The 19,811-nt window shown below is 57.5% G+C and carries 15 protein-coding genes and 1 pseudogene; 10 read left to right on the top strand and 6 right to left on the bottom strand.

Going from position 1 to position 19,811, the window contains the following annotated elements; translation table 11 throughout:
* The first annotated feature begins 58 nt into the window (after positions 1-58).
* The 3 genes and pseudogenes from RHM68_RS23190 (at position 59) to RHM68_RS23180 (ending at position 3,581) form a co-directional block, all read left to right on the top strand.
* A complete protein-coding gene (locus tag RHM68_RS23190; protein ID WP_322219287.1) occupies positions 59-355 on the top strand; it encodes a pyrroloquinoline quinone biosynthesis protein PqqE in 297 nt (98 codons plus the stop codon).
* Between the two features lie 277 nt (positions 356-632).
* The gene (locus RHM68_RS23185; RefSeq protein WP_322219286.1) at positions 633-2,438 is read left to right on the top strand and encodes a phenylacyl-CoA dehydrogenase; all 1,806 of its coding nucleotides are present in this window, start codon (positions 633-635) and stop codon (positions 2,436-2,438) included.
* A 129-nt stretch (positions 2,439-2,567) separates the two neighbouring features.
* A pseudogene (locus RHM68_RS23180) lies at positions 2,568-3,581 on the top strand (IS110 family transposase).
* A gap of 279 nt (positions 3,582-3,860) precedes the next feature.
* Here the strand turns inward: RHM68_RS23180 and RHM68_RS23175 are convergent.
* Complete coding sequence (locus tag RHM68_RS23175) at positions 3,861-5,441, bottom strand: hypothetical protein (protein WP_322219285.1); 1,581 nt, start codon at positions 5,439-5,441, stop codon at positions 3,861-3,863.
* A gap of 348 nt (positions 5,442-5,789) precedes the next feature.
* Between RHM68_RS23175 and RHM68_RS26840 the strand changes: the two genes are divergently transcribed.
* The 4 genes from RHM68_RS26840 (at position 5,790) to RHM68_RS23155 (ending at position 11,412) form a co-directional block, all read left to right on the top strand.
* On the top strand, positions 5,790-6,128 hold the full coding sequence (locus tag RHM68_RS26840; protein WP_416195213.1) for a hypothetical protein: 339 nt from the start codon (positions 5,790-5,792) through the stop codon (positions 6,126-6,128).
* 142 nt (positions 6,129-6,270) lie between these two features.
* Entirely contained in the window at positions 6,271-7,560 is a 1,290-nt protein-coding gene (locus tag RHM68_RS23165) for a GGDEF domain-containing protein (protein WP_322219284.1), read from the top strand.
* Positions 7,561-7,650: 90 nt separating this feature from the next.
* Positions 7,651-9,447 carry an acyl-CoA dehydrogenase C-terminal domain-containing protein gene (locus RHM68_RS23160; RefSeq protein ID WP_322219283.1) on the top strand — a complete coding sequence of 599 codons (1,797 nt, stop codon included), beginning with the start codon at positions 7,651-7,653 and terminating at the stop codon, positions 9,445-9,447.
* A 186-nt stretch (positions 9,448-9,633) separates the two neighbouring features.
* Positions 9,634-11,412: an acyl-CoA dehydrogenase C-terminal domain-containing protein gene (locus RHM68_RS23155; protein ID WP_322219282.1), complete on the top strand. Its 1,779-nt coding sequence runs from the start codon at positions 9,634-9,636 to the stop codon at positions 11,410-11,412.
* Positions 11,413-11,637: 225 nt separating this feature from the next.
* On the opposite strand, the gene RHM68_RS23150 is transcribed toward RHM68_RS23155, so the two are convergent.
* A complete protein-coding gene (locus tag RHM68_RS23150) occupies positions 11,638-12,567 on the bottom strand; it encodes a LysR family transcriptional regulator (RefSeq protein WP_322219281.1) in 930 nt (309 codons plus the stop codon).
* Positions 12,568-12,734: 167 nt separating this feature from the next.
* Between RHM68_RS23150 and RHM68_RS23145 the strand changes: the two genes are divergently transcribed.
* The 3 genes from RHM68_RS23145 to RHM68_RS23135 all read left to right on the top strand — a co-directional run bounded on the left by RHM68_RS23145 (position 12,735) and on the right by RHM68_RS23135 (position 15,714).
* A protein-coding gene (locus RHM68_RS23145) for an IS3 family transposase (protein ID WP_322216042.1) occupies positions 12,735-13,951 on the top strand; the annotation gives its coding sequence in 2 pieces (ribosomal slippage) (positions 12,735-13,080 and positions 13,080-13,951; 1,218 coding nt in all).
* A gap of 114 nt (positions 13,952-14,065) precedes the next feature.
* Positions 14,066-15,349 (top strand): aspartate aminotransferase family protein, encoded by a 1,284-nt coding sequence (locus tag RHM68_RS23140; protein ID WP_322219280.1) that lies wholly within the window; start codon positions 14,066-14,068, stop codon positions 15,347-15,349.
* Between the two features lie 206 nt (positions 15,350-15,555).
* Positions 15,556-15,714 carry a YqaE/Pmp3 family membrane protein gene (locus RHM68_RS23135; RefSeq protein WP_007904205.1) on the top strand — a complete coding sequence of 53 codons (159 nt, stop codon included), beginning with the start codon at positions 15,556-15,558 and terminating at the stop codon, positions 15,712-15,714.
* A gap of 119 nt (positions 15,715-15,833) precedes the next feature.
* Here RHM68_RS23135 and RHM68_RS23130 read toward each other — a convergent pair whose 3' ends face one another.
* Genes RHM68_RS23130 through pqqC form a run of 4 tightly spaced genes read right to left on the bottom strand, consistent with a single transcriptional unit; the run spans position 15,834 to position 19,800 of the window.
* Positions 15,834-17,669: a S9 family peptidase gene (locus tag RHM68_RS23130; RefSeq protein WP_322219279.1), complete on the bottom strand. Its 1,836-nt coding sequence runs from the start codon at positions 17,667-17,669 to the stop codon at positions 15,834-15,836.
* A complete protein-coding gene (gene pqqE, locus RHM68_RS23125) occupies positions 17,635-18,804 on the bottom strand; it encodes a pyrroloquinoline quinone biosynthesis protein PqqE (RefSeq protein ID WP_322219278.1) in 1,170 nt (389 codons plus the stop codon). Before pqqE ends, RHM68_RS23130 begins: the two co-directional genes overlap by 35 nt.
* Complete coding sequence (pqqD, locus tag RHM68_RS23120) at positions 18,776-19,051, bottom strand: pyrroloquinoline quinone biosynthesis peptide chaperone PqqD (RefSeq protein WP_322219277.1); 276 nt, start codon at positions 19,049-19,051, stop codon at positions 18,776-18,778. The genes pqqE and pqqD overlap by 29 nt, the downstream gene beginning before the upstream one ends.
* Positions 19,048-19,800 (bottom strand): pyrroloquinoline-quinone synthase PqqC, encoded by a 753-nt coding sequence (gene pqqC / locus RHM68_RS23115; RefSeq protein WP_322219276.1) that lies wholly within the window; start codon positions 19,798-19,800, stop codon positions 19,048-19,050. The genes pqqD and pqqC overlap by 4 nt, the downstream gene beginning before the upstream one ends.
* Positions 19,801-19,811: the final 11 nt, after the last annotated feature.

Genomic DNA, 19,811 nt, shown 5'->3' with positions numbered 1-19,811 from the left:
TTGGTGACGCGTCTGCTTCAATGACGGCTGTTGAATCTTTACAAAGACGAGTTCTCCTATGGAAATCTCAGGAAGTACCGCTTTTTATGCCGGTCTGAGCACCATTCAGACAGGGCAGAACCGCGTCGATCAAGCCGCCAGCCAGATCGCTAACACCACTGTCCAGCGCTCGGAGACCAGCCAGTCTTCCGAAGCTCAGGTTGATCGTTTGCGGTCAGTTGACCGCAGTCAGCAGTCGGACCTGGCTAGCAATATGGTCGAAATGTCTCAGGGCAAGCTTCAGGCGGAACTTGGGGCGAAAGTCGCCAAGGCTTCCGATGAAATGCTCGGTACGTTGATCAATACCTACGCTTGATCTCGGGTTGGATCTGTTCCCTTCACGCCGCGACTCTTCGCGGCGTTTTTCTGCCTAAGTCTTTCTCCTTTAACTAATCTTTCCTACATCGCCAGCGGCTTTGTCGTCGTCTTTGCGCTGCCGCGTGGCGTGCTTGCTCACGGCGGGATGACGAACGGCAAAAGATCGGCGCTTGACAAGATTTAGGCGTAAACGTATGTTTCAAACAACTGTTTGACCGCCATAACAAATCAACGCGGTTGTTCATTCCCGGTTACATCAGCAGAGGTTTATCGCTATGCCTGATTACAAGGCCCCCTTGCGTGATATTCGCTTCGTTCGTGACGAACTGCTCGGTTACGAAGCTCACTATCAGAGCCTCCCGGCTTGCCATGACGCAACTCCGGACATGGTTGACGCCATTCTCGAAGAAGGCGCCAAGTTTTGTGAGCAGGTGCTGGCGCCGCTGAACCGCGTGGGTGACACCGAAGGCTGTACCTGGAGCGAGTCCGGCGTAAAAACCCCGACGGGTTTCAAAGAAGCCTACAAGCAATTTGTTGAAGGCGGCTGGCCAAGCCTGGCCCATGACGTCGAGCATGGCGGCCAAGGCCTGCCGGAGTCTCTGGGTCTGGCGGTCAGCGAAATGGTTGGCGAAGCTAACTGGTCGTGGGGCATGTACCCAGGCCTGTCGCATGGCGCGATGAATACCATTTCCGAGCACGGTACGGCTGAGCAGCAAGAGGCCTACCTGACCAAACTGGTTTCCGGCGAATGGACCGGCACCATGTGCTTGACCGAATCGCACTGCGGCACCGACCTGGGCATGTTACGCACCAGAGCCGAGCCACAGGCTGACGGTTCCTACAAAGTCACCGGCACCAAGATTTTCATCTCGGCTGGCGAACATGACATGGCCGACAACATCGTCCACATCGTGCTGGCACGTCTGCCGGATGCGCCAGCTGGCACCAAAGGCATTTCGTTGTTCATCGTTCCCAAGTTCCTTCCAAACGCGGACGGTTCGATCGGTGCTCGCAACGCGGTGAACTGTGGTTCCCTGGAACACAAGATGGGTATCCACGGTAACGCTACTTGTGTGATGAACTTCGACGCGGCCACCGGTTTCCTGATCGGCCAGGCGAACAAAGGTCTGAACTGCATGTTCACCTTTATGAACACCGCACGTCTGGGGACCGCGCTGCAAGGTCTGGCTCACGCCGAAATCGGTTTCCAGGGTGGCCTGAAATACGCCCGTGATCGTCTGCAAATGCGTTCGCTGACCGGTCCGAAAGCGCCGGAAAAAGCCGCAGACCCGATCATCGTTCATCCAGATGTACGTCGCATGTTGTTGACTATGAAAGCCTTCGCCGAAGGCAATCGCGCAATGGTTTACTTCACCGCCAAGCAAGTCGACATCGTCAAATACGGCACCGACGAAGCGGCGAAGAAGCAAGCGGATGGCCTGTTGGCTTTCATGACCCCGATTGCCAAAGCGTTCATGACTGAAGTCGGTTTTGAAGCCGCCAACCATGGCGTACAAATCTACGGCGGCCACGGTTTTATTGCCGAGTGGGGCATGGAGCAGAACGTTCGCGACAGCCGCATTTCGATGCTGTACGAAGGCACTACCGGCATCCAGGCACTCGACTTGCTGGGCCGTAAAGTGCTGATGACTCAAGGCGAGGCGCTGAAAGGCTTCACCAAGATCGTGCATAAGTTCTGCCAGACCAACGAAGGTAACGAGGCGGTCAAAGAGTTCGTCGAGCCATTGGCTGCGCTGAACAAAGAGTGGGGCGAGTTGACCATGAAGGTCGGTATGGCGGCCATGAAAGACCGTGAAGAAGTAGGCGCTGCCTCGGTGGATTACCTGATGTACTCCGGTTACGCCTGCCTGGCTTACTTCTGGGCTGACATGGCGCGACTGGCTGCCGAAAAACTGGCTGCCGGCACCTCCGAAGAGGCGTTCTACACTGCCAAACTTCAGACCGCGCGCTTCTACTTTCAGCGGATCCTGCCGCGTACCCGCACTCACGTGGTCACCATGCTGTCGGGCGCCAATAACTTGATGGACATGAAAGAGGAAGACTTCGCACTGGGTTACTAAACCTTCGCGCAGTTATTAAAAAACCGCTGCTTTGCGGAGTAGCGGTTAATGAGATGGTCACCCTAGACACCCTGCGAGGGCTACGCTTTCGCAGGGTGTTTTTATTCGCAGACCAGCCTCAGGAGCGACTTGGCATTGGTCGGTATCGACCTCGTCAAACATACCTGCCATCTGCATCGCCAGGATAAGTCGGGTAGAGAGGTGTTTCCCAAGAAGTGTTCGCGTCAGCAGATGATGCGCTACTTCAGCAATATCCCGCCTTCACCGTGGTGATGGATGCCTGCGCCGGAGCGCATTTTGTCGCTCGCAAGCTGATTGCTATAGGGCATCAAGGCGCGCTGATTTCCCCGCAGTTCGTTAAGCCCTTCGTTAAGGGCAACAAAAACGATTTTGTTGACGCCGAAGCGATTTGTGAAGCTGCTTGGTGGCCATCAACGCGTTTTGTTTTTCCCAAGACTGAGGCCCAACAGACGCTTTCTGTTTTGCACCGTCTGCGCGAGTCACTGATCCGCGACCGCACTAAGGTCTTCAATCAGATGCACGGTGTTCTGCTCGGGTTTGGCATCAGCCTGCCGCAAAGGCGGACTGTCATGAAGCGCTTATCCAGTCTTCTGGCGGAGCATGAACCTCCAGTACGACTGAACTTGCTGTTGCAGCGTCTGCACGATCACTTCGTCTACCTGGATGGGCAGATTAAGACGCTGGATAAAGAGCTGGCTTGCCAACTGGCCGACGATGATCTGGGCAGTCGTTTGCTGGGCATAACGTCGTCGGTCCGATCACCGCCAGCCTGCTGGCCGTGGAAATGGGCGACGGCCAGCAGTGCCGGCGCAGTCGCGATTTTGTCGCCTCTGTCGCCTTGGTGCACCGGCAGTACAGCACTGGCGGCAAGGCCAATCTGCTGAGGATCAGTAAGCGAGGCGACAAGAATCTCGGGCGACTGCTGGTTCATTGCTCAAGGGGCTATATGCAGCGACTGGAGCATCAAAAAGGCGCCTTGGTTGACTTGGAGCGCTCATTGCTGATGCGGCGCCACTCAACGGTTGTGGCCTGCGCTTTGGCCAACAAACTGGCGCGTAACGCTTGGGCGATAGCTACCACCATGCCGAGTTTAAAGCAGGGCCAAACACTCTGAATGCATGACCCTGCACCTGTGCCACGCTTCACCCTTTGCGATAGCTGAACAACAGATAATGTGAACGGCCAACCGCCCCGGCGAAGATCCTGACATACAAATCGGCCTTTGAAGCCGAGTGGTTTTTCAGGGTCGCCAGGCGCGACTCCCATCGTGGCGCGGGGCATGCCCCAATGGACGCCGAATAAATTTAAGCAAGCCAACCACATCGCCCGTTAATCAGTGTTACAAAAATGGGGGTGAGCATAGATTTTTGGGCGAGGAAGGGGAAACGTTTTAGGCTGTATTTAAGGCGTCGGGATAAATGGATCTCCGTCGCAATAAAAATTGCCTGGCAAAACACCCCTGACCGGTATGGCCCCTGTCGCAGAGCGAATCACCTGCCCGCCGGTATTGGTCGTCGTATAGCTGACATACATCACGCCTCTGCCGATAACTTTCATCGTCTGCGAGTATGGCAAGCGCAAGGTCTGACCCAAAGTCGAAGCATCGGCTGACAGTTGTGTCGAGATCGTAATTGGAGGGTTGATGAGGGTCGCGCCATCGTCCTGGCTGCTGAGTACACAGATCAAATTCACTGCCACGTTGGCACGCAAGAGCACAGAGGGTGGCAAAAACACTTCAATGAAACGGTCGGCATAGGGAGCGCTCGTAGGCTGCGGCGAGGCACAGTTGGCGGTGCCTTCATTCAGGTTCCTCACCACTGGCGGCAACAACTGCATCAAGGTCGACAGGTTGAAAATGAGATTCCTTGGGGGGCTTTCGACGCTTACTGTGCCACTGGTAATCCTGAACCTTACGGCAGCCGGAGTATCAGCGTTGGCCGACCCTGGGACAGCGTTCTGTACTCGTGTCGAAGTGACAACAAAACGCGTCGGCAACGGCTGTCCCGAGTAAATAACGGAGGGCATTGCAACGTTACCAATGACAGGGACTATTGAGTCGCCGATTTGCAGGCCGTTGACGCTGTCTAACCACACCTCCATCCCGTCTGGGGTGATGTCGGCCAAGGTCACGGTATTGTCCGGCGCGATCGCCTCGGTCACTCGTGGCATGGAAATATTCGAAGGTGTTATCCGAAGCGCGACCCTGACCTCAAGAATCAAAGAGTCCCGAGCACGATTACCTGCCCGATCAATACCCCGGTAAGTTAGCTGCTGTAGGCCATTACCACGTGCACGAATAGTTGCCGCCGGCACGGCGATCAGCCTATCGGCCGGAAAGTCGGGCAAGGTGATAACCGGTGGAGTGGCATAAGAAACCTCCATATGGCTATCAGTGTTTCCATAATAGGGAACGTAGCGCAGGCCAATCTGGTTATCAATTTCTGGGTGCGGCGGTATACGGAACATAACCGGATCATTGTTGGCCAGATAAGCCTCGGTAATAAGCGCAGTCGCCAAGTTTAGTGGCAACAGTGGGCGCGGTGGGGTGATGGTCAGAAGGCCAAAAGGTGGTGTTTTCTGGATTAGCAAGGGGGTACTGGCTGTGGCGCGCAGTAAATTGTCGCCATCGTCCAGAACAAACGTGAGCCGGTACTCGCCTTCATTACCCACCATGCGGCGTGGCACCAGCACCTCAAAATCACCTGTGGGATAAGCCGGCAATTGAAGGAAGGCCAACACTTGATATTCAGCTGGAGGAGGTAGCTCAGCGTACACCCGAATGGTGGGTCGAGAGCCGGGAGGCCCGGGTTGCGGCAGTGCCGGAATAAGAATGCGCAGGTCACGGGCTGCCGCCGTCAAGGGAGTCAAGCCCCCGGCATCGGGAATGGCTTCCACCACTCTTAGAGGTCTCAGCCTGGGTATGGCGTTATCAATCAGAAAAGGTGAGCTGGTGAGTAATGACCCGAATATGGTGTCGCTCATACATGTCACTCCAGTCAAGTTCGAAGGACACTCCCGTGTCCCGAAAACGTTGGCTGGGCTCAGTCGAGTGGTCCATGACATTAAACGCCGAGGGCGAACTGAAGCGATACTGTCAAACTTGTCAGTTGCAGGTGGTTCGCTTCTTGCGTGTTGCTCGTCGTTATTCAGCGGGAAACAAAGCGCCAGAGACATCGCCAAGGGCTAGCAAGAATTGAGGGATGCGTAATCAGCTGCCCATTGCTGAGTCAGATCCCCCCACAAAAGAAGTGATCAGACGCAGGCAATGACAGGTTAATTGCAAACCTTTCCGGGGCGCGCCGGCCTACTTAACGTGAGCTGATCAAGCTTATGGTCCGGATCGAGGCGAATTCTCCGCCGTTCTTCGGGCTCGCCATCCCGATGTACGAATCTACGTTGATCGCGGATCGGGCGCCGCCGGATGCCTATTTGCAGGGCGATCATCAGGCAATAAATGCCCGGCAGGTCGAGGGTCTGAACCTGTTTGAAGTGCTCAATATAGGTGACGCAGGGGTTTGCTATGGCGAGGGCGCTTGCCCCCGTTGGGCCGAGCAGCGTCCCCTGTCACGAACAACCGAGTTTCATCAGGTGTGTTGGTGGACAAGTTTGCGACTGCTTCGCAGCCAGGCGGGAGCAAGCCGCCTCGATAAAGGTTTTGGGTTGTATTAAAAAACCTTAGTAAGTCACTCAGAAAGTCAGCATTTCTGCCGTTAAAGAGACGTTCAGGTGATTTGCATCACATTCGTGTGCTTAATCGTGCGCGCCGCAGGCACAATGCCATCAATTGCTATGACGGGTCGGAGCTTTACCCTTGCCGCGTTCTTCCGCTGTACGTTTCAGCCATTTTCTGCCGTCATTACTGCTGTTGTTCGCGGGGCTTTCGGCTGCGTATATCAAGGATCTCAACGTATTCTTCACCTCGCTGTTCAACGTGCTACCAACCCTGGTGCTGTTGCTCGGCGGTGCGTATTGCGCTGTTTACAGACGCCAGCGTGAGTTGTTTCTGATGGTCACGGTCTACATTGCCTACTTCCTGCTCGATACTCAGACCGATTATTACCGTGACAACGGCAAAGTGCGTGAAGACGCGGCGGTGGTGTTCCATCTCTGTTGCCTGCTACTGCCGCTGTTGTTCGGTCTGTTCGCAGCTTGGCAGGAACGTACTCACCTGTTTCAGGACATGGTGGCTCGTTTCGCGGTGCTGGCAGCGTTCGGCAGCGTGGCGTTGGGGCTGGAGCAAAGTTATCCACAACCGTTGCTGATGTGGCTGTCGGAAATCCGCTGGCCAGCCTTACACGGCGCCTGGATGAGCCTGATCCAGCTGGCCTACCCAGTGTTCATCGGTTCTTTTGTACTGCTGGGCTGGCAATACTGGCGTAATCCAAGGCCTTTGCATGCGGCGCAGTTGGTGGGCTTGCTGGGCTTGTTCTGGATGTTGCCCAAGACGTTCATCCTGCCTTTCACCCTGAACATCATGTGCAGCCAAGTAATGCTGATGATTGCCGCAGCGGTTGCCCATGAGGCTTATCAAATGGCCTTTCGCGACGAGCTCACCGGTATTCCGGGGCGCCGTGCCTTGAATGAGCGTATGCAGCGGCTGGGACGTAATTACGTGCTGGCCATGAGCGACGTCGATCACTTCAAGAAGTTTAACGACACCCATGGCCATGATGTTGGCGACCAAGTGCTACGGCTGGTGGCCAGCAAGCTGTCGAAAATCGGCGGTGGCGGTAGGGCGTATCGCTACGGCGGTGAGGAGTTTGCCTTGGTATTTGCAGGCAAAACGCTTGAGGAATGCATGCCGCACCTGGAGGTCATGCGCGAATCCATCGCCTCCTACAATATTCAGCTGCGCAATCAAGACAACCGCCCTCAGGATGACTCGCAAGGTCGCCAGTATCGCGCCGGCCCAGGTGCGTCGAGTGTGTCGGTAACGGTGAGTATTGGTGTGGCCGAACGACTTGAGCAACGTACCCCTGAGCAAGTGCTCAAGTCCGCCGACGAGGCGCTCTACAGTGCCAAGGGCGCCGGTCGAAATTGCGTGATTGCATTCGGCCAGAATCGCCGTGGGGCGGTGCGCATGGACGCCTCTGCGGGTTGAGTGATGATGGCGCATTCAGCGCCTGGACTGTGATTGTGAGGCCGGGTCGGCAGCAGTAGGTTTGAGTGATCTGCTGCCGGAGAAACGACCATGCCTGAGTACAAAGCTCCCTTGCGTGACATGCGCTTTCTGATCGATCACGTCTTCGACTTTCACAGTCACTACGCCACGCTGGGCGCATCCGACGCCAGTCCGGACACGGTCAATGCAATCATTGAAGAAGGCGCCAAATTCTGTGAAAACGTTCTTGCGCCACTGAACCGCAGTAGTGACGAAGAGGGCTGCCATTTCGACAGCGGCGTGGTTACAACGCCTACGGGCTTCAAGCAAGCGTTCGCACTCTATGTGGCGGGTGGCTGGCATGGCTTGGCCGCTGACCCGGTTTACGGCGGTCAGGGTTTGCCAAGTTCGCTGGGCCTGTTGATCAGCGAGATGGTTGGCTCCAGCAATACGTCTTGGGGCATGTACCCCGGTTTGACCCACGGCGCGATGTCGGCGATCCACGCCCATGGCACCGATGAGCAAAAGCAGGCTTACCTCAGAAAACTCACCGCCGGTGAGTGGACTGGCACCATGTGCCTGACTGAAGCGCATTGCGGCACCGACCTTGGCATTATCAAGACCCGTGCAGTCCCTATGGCCGATGGCAGTTACACGATAACCGGCAGCAAAATCTTTATTTCCGCCGGCGAGCACGACCTAAGTACCAACATCATTCACTTAGTGTTGGCGAAACTGCCGGATGCGCCGGCTGGAACCAAGGGTATTTCGCTGTTTATCGTTCCAAAATTCCTACCTGATGCCGAGGGTGAAGCGGGCGAGCGCAACGGGGTTTTCTGCGGCTCCATCGAACACAAAATGGGGATAAAGGCCTCAGCCACCTGCGTGCTGAATTTTGACGACGCCAAGGGATTCTTGATCGGCGAGCCGAATAAAGGCCTCAATTGCATGTTCACCATGATGAACCACGCGCGTCTGGGCACTGGCATGCAGGGTTTGTGTCTGGGCGAAGCGAGTTTCCAGGGGGCGGTCAAATACGCCAATGATCGCTTACAAATGCGCTCGCTGACGGGCCCAAAAGCGCCGGAAAAAGTCGCCGATCCGATCATCGTTCACCCTGATGTGCGCCGAATGTTGCTGACCATGAAGGCGTTCAACGAAGGCAATCGGGCGCTGACTTACTTCACCGCGCAGTGGCTGGATGTTGCCCATCTAAGTCAGGATCAAGCAGCGCGTGAGGAGGCCGAAGATGTGCTCGCATTCCTCACGCCAATCTGCAAAGCGTTTATGACCGATACGGGCCTCGAAGTGACCAACCTTGGCATGCAGGTGTTCGGCGGTCACGGTTTCATCCGCGAGTGGGGTATGGAACAGTTGGTTCGTGATTGCCGTATCGCACCTATCTACGAAGGCACTAATGGCATTCAGGCGCTGGACTTGCTTGGGCGAAAAGTCCTCGGCAGCCAAGGAAAGTTGCTGCGTGGCTTTACCAAAGTGGTCCACACGTTCTGCGCCGCCAACGCTGACCATCCACAACTCGCCATTTACATCGCACAGCTCAATGGCTTGAATCAGCAGTGGGGTGAGCTGACCACTCAAGTGGGCGTGGCCGCGATGAAAAATCCGGATGAAGTAGGCGCCGCGGCGGTGGATTACTTGATGTATAGCGGTTACATCATCCTTGGCTATCTATGGTTACGCATGGCGCTGGTGGCCCAAGCCCAACTCGACGAGGGCGCAGGTGATGCTGATTATTGCCAAGGCAAACTGGCGACCTGCGCGTTTTACTTCAAGCGATTGTTGCCGCGGACTGCCGCTCATCGGGCCGCTGTCGAGGCGGGAAGTGATTGCTTGATGACGCTGCCTGCGGAGTCGTTTGCACTTTAGTCTTTCAAGTCAGGCACAAGGAGCCCTTGTGATCGGGGGCTTACTCATTACTCGTCGCTTGGTGACTAAAAATTACAAAGCGGTCACGAGCTGACCCTATGTGTCGTAAAAGTTGTTGGGTTACACTCGGACCCAACGAACGAATCACTCCTACGAATCACCTGTTTAGATCTTGCGAGGTTTGCCATGGCTGACTACAAAGCGCCCCTGCGCGATATGCGCTTCGTCCTCAATGAAGTTTTCGAGGTCGCCAAACTCTGGGCCGAACTGCCGGCGCTGGCCGAAACCGTCGATGCTGAAACCGTCGAAGCGATTCTCGAAGAGGCCGGCAAGGTCACCAGTAAAAGCATCGCGCCCTTGAGCCGTGTGGCTGACGAAGAAGGCTGTCATTGGGCGGACGGTGCCGTCACTACGCCGGCCGGTTTCCCGCAGGCTTATCAGACCTATGCTGGGGGCGGTTGGGTCGGCGTCGGTGGTGACCCGACTTACGGCGGCATGGGCATGCCCAAGGCTGTTTCGGCCCAGGTCGAAGAAATGGTCAACTCCGCCAGCCTGTCGTTCGGGCTGTACCCCATGCTGACGGCCGGCGCCTGCCTGTCGATCAATGCCCATGCCAGCGAAGAGTTGAAGGCCGCTTACCTGCCGAACATGTATGCAGGTGTCTGGGCCGGCTCCATGTGCCTGACGGAACCTCACGCAGGCACTGACTTGGGGATCATTCGCACCAAGGCTGAACCTCAGGCCGATGGTTCCTACAAAGTCAGCGGCACCAAGATCTTCATCACCGGCGGCGAGCACGACCTCACCGAGAACATCATCCACCTGGTGCTGGCGAAACTGCCAGATGCACCGGCAGGTCCGAAAGGTATTTCGCTGTTCCTGGTGCCCAAGGTCATGGTTAATGCGGATGGTAGCCTTGGCGCACGCAACCCGGCCAACTGTGGTTCGATCGAACACAAGATGGGCATCCAGGCGTCCGCGACCTGCGTGATGAACTTCGACGAGGCCGTGGGTTACTTGGTCGGCGAACCTAACAAAGGTTTGGCGGCGATGTTCACCATGATGAACTACGAGCGTCTGGGCGTAGGTATCCAAGGCCTGGCCACCGGCGAGCGCTCTTACCAGAATGCTGTCGAATATGCCCGCGACCGCCTGCAAAGCCGGTCGCCGACGGGGGCGCAGAACAAGGACAAAGTCGCGGACCCGATCATCGTCCACCCGGACGTGCGTCGTATGCTGCTGACCATGAAAGCCTCTAATGAAGGCGGTCGTGCGTTCTCTACCTACGTGGCAATGCAACTCGATACCGCCAAATTCAGCGAAGACGCTAGCACCCGCAAGCGTGCTGAAGACTTGGTGGCGTTGCTGACCCCGGTAGCCAAGGCGTTCATGACTGACCTCGGTTTGGAAACCACGGTCCATGGCCAGCAAGTGTTTGGCGGCCACGGCTATATCCGTGAATGGGGCCAGGAGCAACTCGTCCGTGACGTGCGTATCACCCAGATCTACGAAGGTACCAACGGTATCCAGGCATTGGACTTGGTAGGGCGCAAGATCGTCGGCAGCGGCGGAGCGCTCTACAATCTGTTTGCAGACGAGATTCGGCACTTCACCGCAACCGCCAGTGCTGATTTGGGCGAGTTTACCAAACCGCTGAACGACGCAGTCAGTACCCTTGATGAACTGACCGCATGGGTACTGGACCGGGCGAAAAACAATCCGAACGAAATCGGTGCGGCCTCGGTTGAATACCTGCAAGCATTTGGTTACGTCGCGTATGCCTACATGTGGGCATTGATGGCGAAGGCCGCGTTTGGCAAAGAGGCGCAGGAAGATTTCTACGCCAGCAAGTTGGGTACGGCGCGGTTCTATTTCGCACGCCTGTTGCCACGAATTCACTCGTTGAGTGCGTCGGTCAAGGCGGGTAGCGAGTCGCTGTTCCTGCTGGAAGCCGCACAATTCTGAGAAATGCCACGTCGTGTAAGAGAATGCTTACACGACGTGCTGCTGTTTTCCCCTATCCGAAGATTGGATCCACAGTTAATCTGCTTCACATGGACGTAGCGCAGGAAGCGCAAAGAGATAACACGGACACGTAGGATTCTGCCAGGACGGCGGAGTGAAATGGATGTCAGGGAAACAGTCTGCAAAACCCCGTTTCGGCGGGGTTTTCTTTTATCTGCTGAAAAGTCAGTTGGTTTCGTCGCCTGGCATCGAGCCGCTGCGGCGCTCGTCCGCGCCATTGATCACTTCCTCCAGCAAGGTCCGCAATAACGCCAACGAGGCTTGTTGCCGCTGCACATCCCGACACACTAATCCGACTTTCAGCGGCACTCGCGGCTCGGTCAGCGGTTTCCAGAGCAACTCATTGTTGTCGAGTGCTTTTTGCGAGCGCCCGGGAAGTACAGTCGCCAGCCGCGTATGGGGCAAGCTGTCGAGAATCCCCGCCATGTTGTTCAGTTCGGCTTGCACCTGAGGACGTCGTCCCAGATTGGCTAATTGCGCCTGCCAGATCTGTCGCACCTGAAACTCCTCGCCCAGTAATAACATGGGCAATTCGGCGGCTTGGCTCATCGAGACCTTCTTGAATTCACGCAAAGGGTGGTCCGCCGGGATGACGAGGGTCAGTTCATCTTCGTACAGCATCACGCCATGCAATCCAGGCTGACGCGGTGGAAGGTAGCTGATACCGATGTCCAGTGAGCCGTTAAGCAACCGTCTCTCGATCTCCAGGCCGGTCAATTCGTAGATCTGCACCACCAGATGCGGCTGGGCTTTGCGAACCCGCTCCAGCATCTGTGGCACCAGGCTGGTATGCACCGTTTGCAAAACCCCGATCGCCAACGTGCGCAATGCCTGCCCTTTGAAGTTGCCCAGTGCTTCCCGCGCCCGTTGCAGGCCATCGAGTAGGGGTTGGGCGTGGTTGTACAACGTGTGGGCAGCGAGGGTTGGCAGCAAGCGTTTGCTGCTACGTTCGAACAGCGTGACGTCGAGGTTCTGCTCCAGGTGACGGATCTGCTGGGAGAGCGCCGGTTGAGAGATCGACAGTCGCTCGGCGGCCCGGCCCACATGGCCCTCTTCGTAGACCGCGACGAAATAACGCAGTTGCTTGAAATCCATAAGTAATACTTATCGAAAATACTGTGAAATCGAAATGGCCGAGGGCCATGGGCGCGCCTAGTCTACCCGCATTCACAAGGCTTACAGGGCCAGAAAGTGGACGAGCCCCCTGAAAGACAGGACACCGTTTCCCCCTTAACATAAGGGATAGGCAAACGACTGTGTATATGACTAATAGAAACGATAAGGGTGGGGAGCTTTTGGGTCAGGAGCGGCGTCGCCGCTGGAGCCCGGAGCAAAAACTGGCCATGGTTCGCGAGAGCCTGCAACCGGGGCAAAGCGTCTCGGTGGTGGCTCGACAGAATGGCGTGAATGCCAACCAGTTGTTTCAGTGGCGCAAGCTCTATCAGAGCGGCAGTCTCTCGGCTGTCAGTGCTGGGGAGAGCGTGGTGCCCGCTTCCGAGCTGGCCGATGCGCTCAAGCAGATCCGCGAGCTACAGCGCATGCTTGGCAAGAAAACCATGCAGGTCGAGATCCTTCAGGAAGCTGTGGAGATTGCTCGGTCGCGAAAATGGATTGCGCACTCACCCTTGTTGCCGGGGGACGACCAGTGAAGCTGATCAGTGAAAGTCTCGGTGTAGCGCGCTCGCAATTGACGGTTCGACTCAACCCAAATGCTCAGGTCGAGCGGCGTCGCCCTGCGCTGGACGATGCCGCACTGGTCGAAGAAATTCAGGCTGAAGTGAGTGAACTGCCCAGCTACGGGTACCGCCGTGTGTGGGGGTTGCTGCGTCGTCGGCGTGAAAAGCAGAGTCAGGCGCCGATCAACGTCAAGCGGGTTTATCGCGTCATGCGCGATCATCAGTTGCTGCTGGAGCGACGGATTAAACAACCGGGTGTGGCACGCCGTCACGAAGGCCGAATTGCCGTGGCCACCAGCGATACCCGGTGGTGCTCGGACGGGTTTGAGTTTCGCTGTGATGATAACGCCAAGCTGAGCGTGACCTTTGCCCTGGACTGCTGCGACCGCGAAGCCATCGGTTGGGTGGCCAGCCCGACCGGGTACAGCGGCGACGATATCCGTGATCTGATGCTGGAGGCGGTGGAAAAACGCTTCGGTGAAGAGGCGCCTGCCACCCCGGTGCAATGGCTGAGCGACAATGGCTCGGCCTACATCGCTGAACAGACACGCCAGTTTGCCCGACAGATCGGTTTGCAACCGGTGACCACACCGGTGCGTAGCCCGCAGAGCAACGGCATGGCCGAGAGCTTCGTCAAAACGATGAAACGCGACTACGTCGCGCACATGCCCAAACCTGACCGGGAAACAGCCTTGCGTAACCTGACGATTGCCTTTGAGCATTACAACGAGGAGCATCCGCACAGCGCGCTGAAATACCGTTCACCACGGGAGTTTAGGCGTTTGGCAGCGGCATCAATTTAACGGGGTGCAGGTGTCCGGTTTGATAGGGGCCAGTCCAGAAAGGACGATGAATACCGTTTACCTTGGTGGTGTTTTCATAGGAAAGTCAAAAAACCTCAAGCGAGGTGTTGGCCGATGAATTTGTTCAATTTGCGGCGCACCCCCCTCAGCCTCGATGACTTGATCATTGACCCGTCACAACCGTCCCGCCACGACAATTCTTCCAGCGAATACTTGATGCCCAGTATCGAGCGTCCAGCGCAGATTTTTGTGCGCGGTCAGGGCTCCTGGCTGTGGGACAGCGCTGACCGCGGTTATCTGGATTTCTCCCAGAATGGCGGCGCCAACAGCCTTGGGCATAGCCCGTCAGTGCTGGTTAAAGCAATCTCGGATCAGGCCCATGCGTTGATCAACCCCGGTTTCGAGCTGCATAACCGCGGCATGCTCAACCTTGCTGAGCGTCTCTGTGCCAGAACTGATAGCCATCAGGCCTGCTTGCTCAACAGTGGCAGCGAGGCGTGTGAGGCTGCAATCAAACTGGCCCGCAAATGGGGCCAACGGCATCGTAATGGGGCTTCGCGGATTATTGTCGCCAGTCATGGTTGCCATGGACGTAGCCTCGGGACGATTTCGGCGTCGGACAGTTCGAATCTGCTCAATCGCTTCGAGCCACAGCTGCCGGGTTTCAGCCGCGTTGCCTTTAATGACCTTCCCGCGTTGCATGCAGCGGTGGACGCTCAAACCGTGGCGATCATGCTGGAGCCGATCCAGAGCGAAGCCGGGGTCATTCCGGCCATTGGGCATTACCTTAAGGGGGTCGAGCGCCTGTGTCGTGAGCTTGGCATCCTGCTGATCCTCGACGAAGTCCAAACGGGAATCGGTCGCTGCGGTACCTTGCTCGCCGAACAATCCTACGGTGTAAGGGCCGATATCGTTGTGCTCGGCAAGGGCTTGGGCGGCGGTGTTCCGTTGGCGGCACTGCTGGCGCGGGGCAAGGCGTGCTGTTTTGACATCGGTGAAATGACCGGCACTCATCACGGTAATGCGCTGATGACCGCCGCCGGCCTAGTCGTTTTGGAGAGCGTACAGGGCAAGGACTTTTTTGATCATGTGGAGTTGACCGGTCAATACCTACGTGAGGGGCTGGTTCGCCTGGCCCGTCGCTATAGCCACGGTGAACTGCGTGGGCGAGGGCTGCTGTGGGGACTCAGCCTGTCCGATGATTCAGCAGGCGCGGTCGTCAACGCTGCGTTGTCCGAAGGTTTGCTGCTCAACGCCCCGCAACCCGACTGCCTGCGCTTTACGCCGGCGCTCACCGTGAGCAAAGCCAACATCGATGAAATGCTCCTGCGCCTGGCCCGAGCGTTTGCTCGGGTGCGCACCGCGCAGTTGCACTGCCGCAAAGGGATTGCTGTCTGATCAGCCCCGTCCTACACGCATAACCGAACCGTCTCGCGGTATAACGCATCGCCCCACGCCTGATTCTTTTTGCGTGGGGCGTTTTTTTGTCTGTGATAGTCAGTTGTGGAAGGGGGGGCGCCAAGATCCGGACTGAACCCTGAAGAACGGTGTGGGTCGATTAGCTGTGTGGCTCGTGCGAGCCAACTTTAATCAGGAGCTGACCCATGGACTTCATTCGTATCATCATTGCCATTCTGTTGCCGCCACTGGGTGTGTTTCTGCAAGTAGGTTTCGCCGGGGCGTTCTGGCTGAATATTCTGCTGACGTTGTGCGGCTATATCCCCGGGATCGTACATGCGGTGTACATCATCGCTAAGCGCTGAGTACAGCGGCGTCAGATAGATCGCTTTCGCGAGCAGGCGCTCTCCCACATTGATCGCTTCCCACAGGGGAATGCGATTGCATGTGGGAGTGAGCCTGTTCGCGATGGGCGTGTCCCCGTTTATGCCGTATCCGCCAACGCCATCACCCGCCGATAAAACAACCACTCCTGTTCCAGCGCATGAGCCTGATTGGCTGCCTTGCGAAAGCCGTGGCGCTCATCAGCGTAATAGTGGACCTCGACCAGAATGCCGTTTTCCTGAAGCGCCGTGACCATGTCACGGGTTTGCTGCGGCACTACTACGGCATCCAGTTCGCCCTGGAAGAAAATCACCGGTGCGGCAATGTTGCTCGCGTGTAGCAATGGCGTTCGGGCGGCGTAACGTTCGGCGTCGTGTAGTGGATCGCCGATCAGCCAATCCAGATAATCGCCCTCGAACTTGTGGGTCGTCTTGCCCAAGGCAACGGGGTCGCTGACGCCATAAAGACTGGCGCCTGCGCGAAACACCTTGTGAAAGGCCAGCGCGCAAAGGGTGGTGTAACCGCCGGCGCTGCCGCCGCGAATAAAGGCTTTGGTGCCGTCAATCAGCCCACGTCCAGCAAGAAAGGCAACGACCGCGCAAGCATCCTCGACATCCACCTGGCCCCAACTTGCATGCAACGCCTGGCGATAAGCCCGCCCGTAGCCGCTACTGCCACGGTAGTTGAGGTCTGCCACGGCAAAGCCTCGTTGCGCCCAATACTGGATACGGGGGTCGAGCATCGGGTAACAAGCCGAGGTCGGGCCGCCATGGATGAACACCACCAATGGTGGTTTTTTTTCGGCACTCAGCGCCGGGTAGAAAAAACCGTGGGCCTCCCCCGAACCACTTGGGTAACGCAGGGTTTGTGGATGGCTGATCTGTTCGGCGGGCAGCAGTGCTACGCCGCCAGCCAGTACCTCGACCTGCCCGGTCTGGCGGTCGATGGCGATTACGGCTGATGGCCTGACTGGCGAGGCAGCAATGCAATAAATGAACTGTTGATCCAGCGCAAGGTGGCGGAACCGGCTGTATTCACCCGCGAAGCTTTCGTTGGCAACGTTGCCACATAGGCCCAATCGGCCGAATCCGTCCTCGGTCCAGCTCGCCAGATAACGCGCTTCGCCAAGCGGCAACCAGGTGCAGCCGCCGAGCTGCCAAGGCGCCGGGCCATGGTCTGCATCGGCGCTGGCCAGTGGGCTCAGACCGTCGACCGATTCCACCCAGGGCTGCCAGTAACCGCCGCGATCCGTCAGGCAATACAAGCGGCCACCGGCGTCGAATCGAGGTTGTTGCAGCGATTCTTCAGCGCCATAACCCGCCACGCAACGCGGTTTAGCATAGCTGCCGTCGTCCAGATGCTCGGTGACCATCAGGCGCGTCGCCGTCCATGGCTGATTCGGACGGCTCCATTCAATCCAGGCCAAGCGTCGAGCATCGGCACTCAACGTCGGTGCGGCGTAAAAATCGGCACCTTCGGCGAGCAACTGACGCACACCGTCCGACACGTTGATGCTCACCAGTCGATGCTGATTGCGATGTTCTTCAACTGCCAGCACTTGGCCATTGGCGAATTGCAGATCGCCATAACGACAGTCGCCCGAGGTCAGCCTCTCAGGCGTCTCGCCCTTCAGCGACTGTCGATACAGTTGCTGATCCGCCTCGTTGACGAAAACGACTTCGTTGTCTGTCAGGCAAAACGCCCCGCCGCCATATTCGTACACCCGACTGCGCACGCTGAACCCCGGAGGCGTCAGGCATTGCGCCTCCCCGTCGCGCCAGTGCCAAATACGGCATGCAGCGTCCTTGGGACGGTACTCGTTCCAGAACAGGCCCTGTTCGCCCAGTTGCAGTTCGGCGAAATCGATACCGGCCGTGACGGCTTTGGCGGCGCTCAAAGGCTCAACCTTTGGCGATGAGGCGTGAGTTTCGTTCATTGCGAAAGGCCAGTTGTTCGATGGTATGGGTCGCGTTCTCGGCTTCTTCTCGGGCCTTGAGGATCACGCCGTGATGGTGCGACTTGCTGCATACCGGGTCCGCGTTGCTTGCGTCCCCGGTGAGCATGAACGCTTGGCAGCGGCAGCCGCCAAAATCCTTTTCTTTCTCATCGCACGAGCGGCACGGCTCGGGCATCCAGTCGTAACCGCGAAAGCGGTTGAAGCCGAACGAGTCGTACCAGATGTGCTGCATGCTGTGGTCGCGTACATTGGGAAATTGCACCGGCAGCTGCCGGGCACCGTGACACGGCAGTGCGGTTCCGTCCGGCGTGACCGTCAAAAAAATACTGCCCCAGCCGTTCATGCAGGCTTTCGGGCGTTCTTCGTAATAGTCCGGGGTGACGAAAATCAATTTGCACGGATGCCCTTCGGCTTCGAGTTTGGCGCGGTATTCGTTGGTGATTCGTTCGGCGCGGACCAGTTGCTCCTGGGTCGGCAGCAGGCCAACGCGGTTGAGCTGCGCCCAGCCGTAAAACTGGCACGTCGCGAGCTCGACGAAGTCCGCCTCCAGCGCGATACACAGCTCGATGATCCGGTCGATTTTGTCGATGTTGTGCCGATGGGTGACGAAGTTCAGCACCATCGGATAGCCGTGGGCTTTCACCGCTCGGGCCATTTCCAGTTTTTGCGCGAAAGCTTTTTTCGAGCCGGCCAGCAGGTTGTTCACTTGCTCATCGCTGGCCTGAAAGCTGATCTGGATATGGTCCAGGCCAGCCTTCTTGAAGTCGCTGATTTTTTGTTCGGTGAGGCCAATGCCGGAGGTGATCAGGTTGGTATAGAAGCCCAACTTGCGCGCTTCGGCGATCAGTTCGGCCAAGTCCTGACGCACCAACGGTTCGCCACCCGAGAACCCCAGCTGTGCCGCGCCCATCTCCCGCGCTTCGCGGAACACCTTGATCCACTGCTCGGTGCTGAGTTCTTTGCCTTGTTCGGCGAAATCCAGCGGATTAGAGCAATACGGGCATTGTAGCGGACAGCGGTAAGTCAGCTCGGCGAGCAGCCACAGTGGCAGGCCGATGTCCGGTGTGGGCGGTAAGACCCGCGAATCAGGCAAGTTCGATCCAGTGCTGAGCACGGGCCACCTCCATGAATTGCTCGATGTCTTCACCGAGTTCAGGTACGCCGGGGAACTGCGCGTCCAGTTCGGCGATGATTGCCGCGACATCACGCTCGCCGTCGATCAAACCGCCAATCAGTGCGGCGCTTTCATTGAGTTTGATCATGCCTTCGGGGTAGAGCAGCACGTGGCCTTTCTGCGCCGGTTCGTACTGGTAACGGTAGCCGGTACGCCAGGTCGGGGTCTTGCTGCGATCAAAACTCATAGGGTGATTCCTTTATGCCAGACCCGTTGCTCGGTCACGCTGTGATAAGGCGGGCGCTTTAGCTCGTAGGCCATGGTCATGGCGTCGAGCATGCTCCAAAGAATGTCCAGTTTGAACTGGAGAATTTCCAGCATGCGCTCCTGGCCTTCCCGGGTGGTGTAGTGCTGCAAGGTGATCGCCAGACCGTGCTCGACATCGCGACGGGCCTGACCCAGGCGCGTGCGGAAATACTCGTAACCGGCCGGGTCGATCCATGGGTAATGCTGCGGCCAACTGTCCAGGCGCGATTGGTGGATTTGCGGCGCGAACAGCTCAGTCAGCGAGCTGCTGGCGGCTTCTTGCCAACGGGCCCGGCGGGCGAAGTTGACGTAGGCATCCACGGCGAAACGCACGCCGGGGAGCACCAGTTCCTGGGAGCGCAGTTGATCCGGGTCCAGGCCAACGGCTTGGCCCAGTCGCAGCCACGCTTCGATGCCGCCGTCTTCTCCGGGGGCGCCGTCATGGTCCAGCAGGCGCTGAATCCACTCGCGCCGAATCTCGCGGTCCGGGCAGTTGGCCAGGATCGCGGCATCTTTCAGGGGAATGTTCACCTGATAGTAGAAGCGGTTGGCGACCCAGCCCTGGATCTGCTCGCGGGTCGCGCGGCCTTCGTACATCGCCACGTGGTACGGGTGGTAGATGTGGTAATAGGCACCTTTGGCACGCAGGGCGGCTTCGAACTCTGTGGGGGACATTGCGGTGTCAGTCATTTAGCTCGCTC

The sequence above is a fragment of the Pseudomonas sp. DC1.2 genome, assembly GCF_034351645.1.
GTDB lineage: Bacteria > Pseudomonadota > Gammaproteobacteria > Pseudomonadales > Pseudomonadaceae > Aquipseudomonas.
This window is presented reverse-complemented; position numbering and strand designations above follow the sequence as displayed.

What these genes read in the sequence shown, in the direction of transcription:
- RHM68_RS23150 (WP_322219281.1), bottom strand. Translation starts at nt 12,567, where the DNA reads ATGGATTTCAAGCAACTGCGTTATTTCGTCGCGGTCTACGAAGAGGGC.
- pqqC (WP_322219276.1), bottom strand. Translation starts at nt 19,800, where the DNA reads ATGACTGACACCGCAATGTCCCCCACAGAGTTCGAAGCCGCCCTGCGT.
- RHM68_RS23160 (WP_322219283.1), top strand. Translation starts at nt 7,651, where the DNA reads ATGCCTGAGTACAAAGCTCCCTTGCGTGACATGCGCTTTCTGATCGAT.
- RHM68_RS23130 (WP_322219279.1), bottom strand. Translation starts at nt 17,669, where the DNA reads ATGAACGAAACTCACGCCTCATCGCCAAAGGTTGAGCCTTTGAGCGCC.
- RHM68_RS23135 (WP_007904205.1), top strand. Translation starts at nt 15,556, where the DNA reads ATGGACTTCATTCGTATCATCATTGCCATTCTGTTGCCGCCACTGGGT.
- RHM68_RS23155 (WP_322219282.1), top strand. Translation starts at nt 9,634, where the DNA reads ATGGCTGACTACAAAGCGCCCCTGCGCGATATGCGCTTCGTCCTCAAT.
- pqqD (WP_322219277.1), bottom strand. Translation starts at nt 19,051, where the DNA reads ATGAGTTTTGATCGCAGCAAGACCCCGACCTGGCGTACCGGCTACCGT.
- RHM68_RS26840 (WP_416195213.1), top strand. Translation starts at nt 5,790, where the DNA reads ATGGTCCGGATCGAGGCGAATTCTCCGCCGTTCTTCGGGCTCGCCATC.
- RHM68_RS23140 (WP_322219280.1), top strand. Translation starts at nt 14,066, where the DNA reads ATGAATTTGTTCAATTTGCGGCGCACCCCCCTCAGCCTCGATGACTTG.
- RHM68_RS23185 (WP_322219286.1), top strand. Translation starts at nt 633, where the DNA reads ATGCCTGATTACAAGGCCCCCTTGCGTGATATTCGCTTCGTTCGTGAC.
- RHM68_RS23190 (WP_322219287.1), top strand. Translation starts at nt 59, where the DNA reads ATGGAAATCTCAGGAAGTACCGCTTTTTATGCCGGTCTGAGCACCATT.
- RHM68_RS23175 (WP_322219285.1), bottom strand. Translation starts at nt 5,441, where the DNA reads ATGAGCGACACCATATTCGGGTCATTACTCACCAGCTCACCTTTTCTG.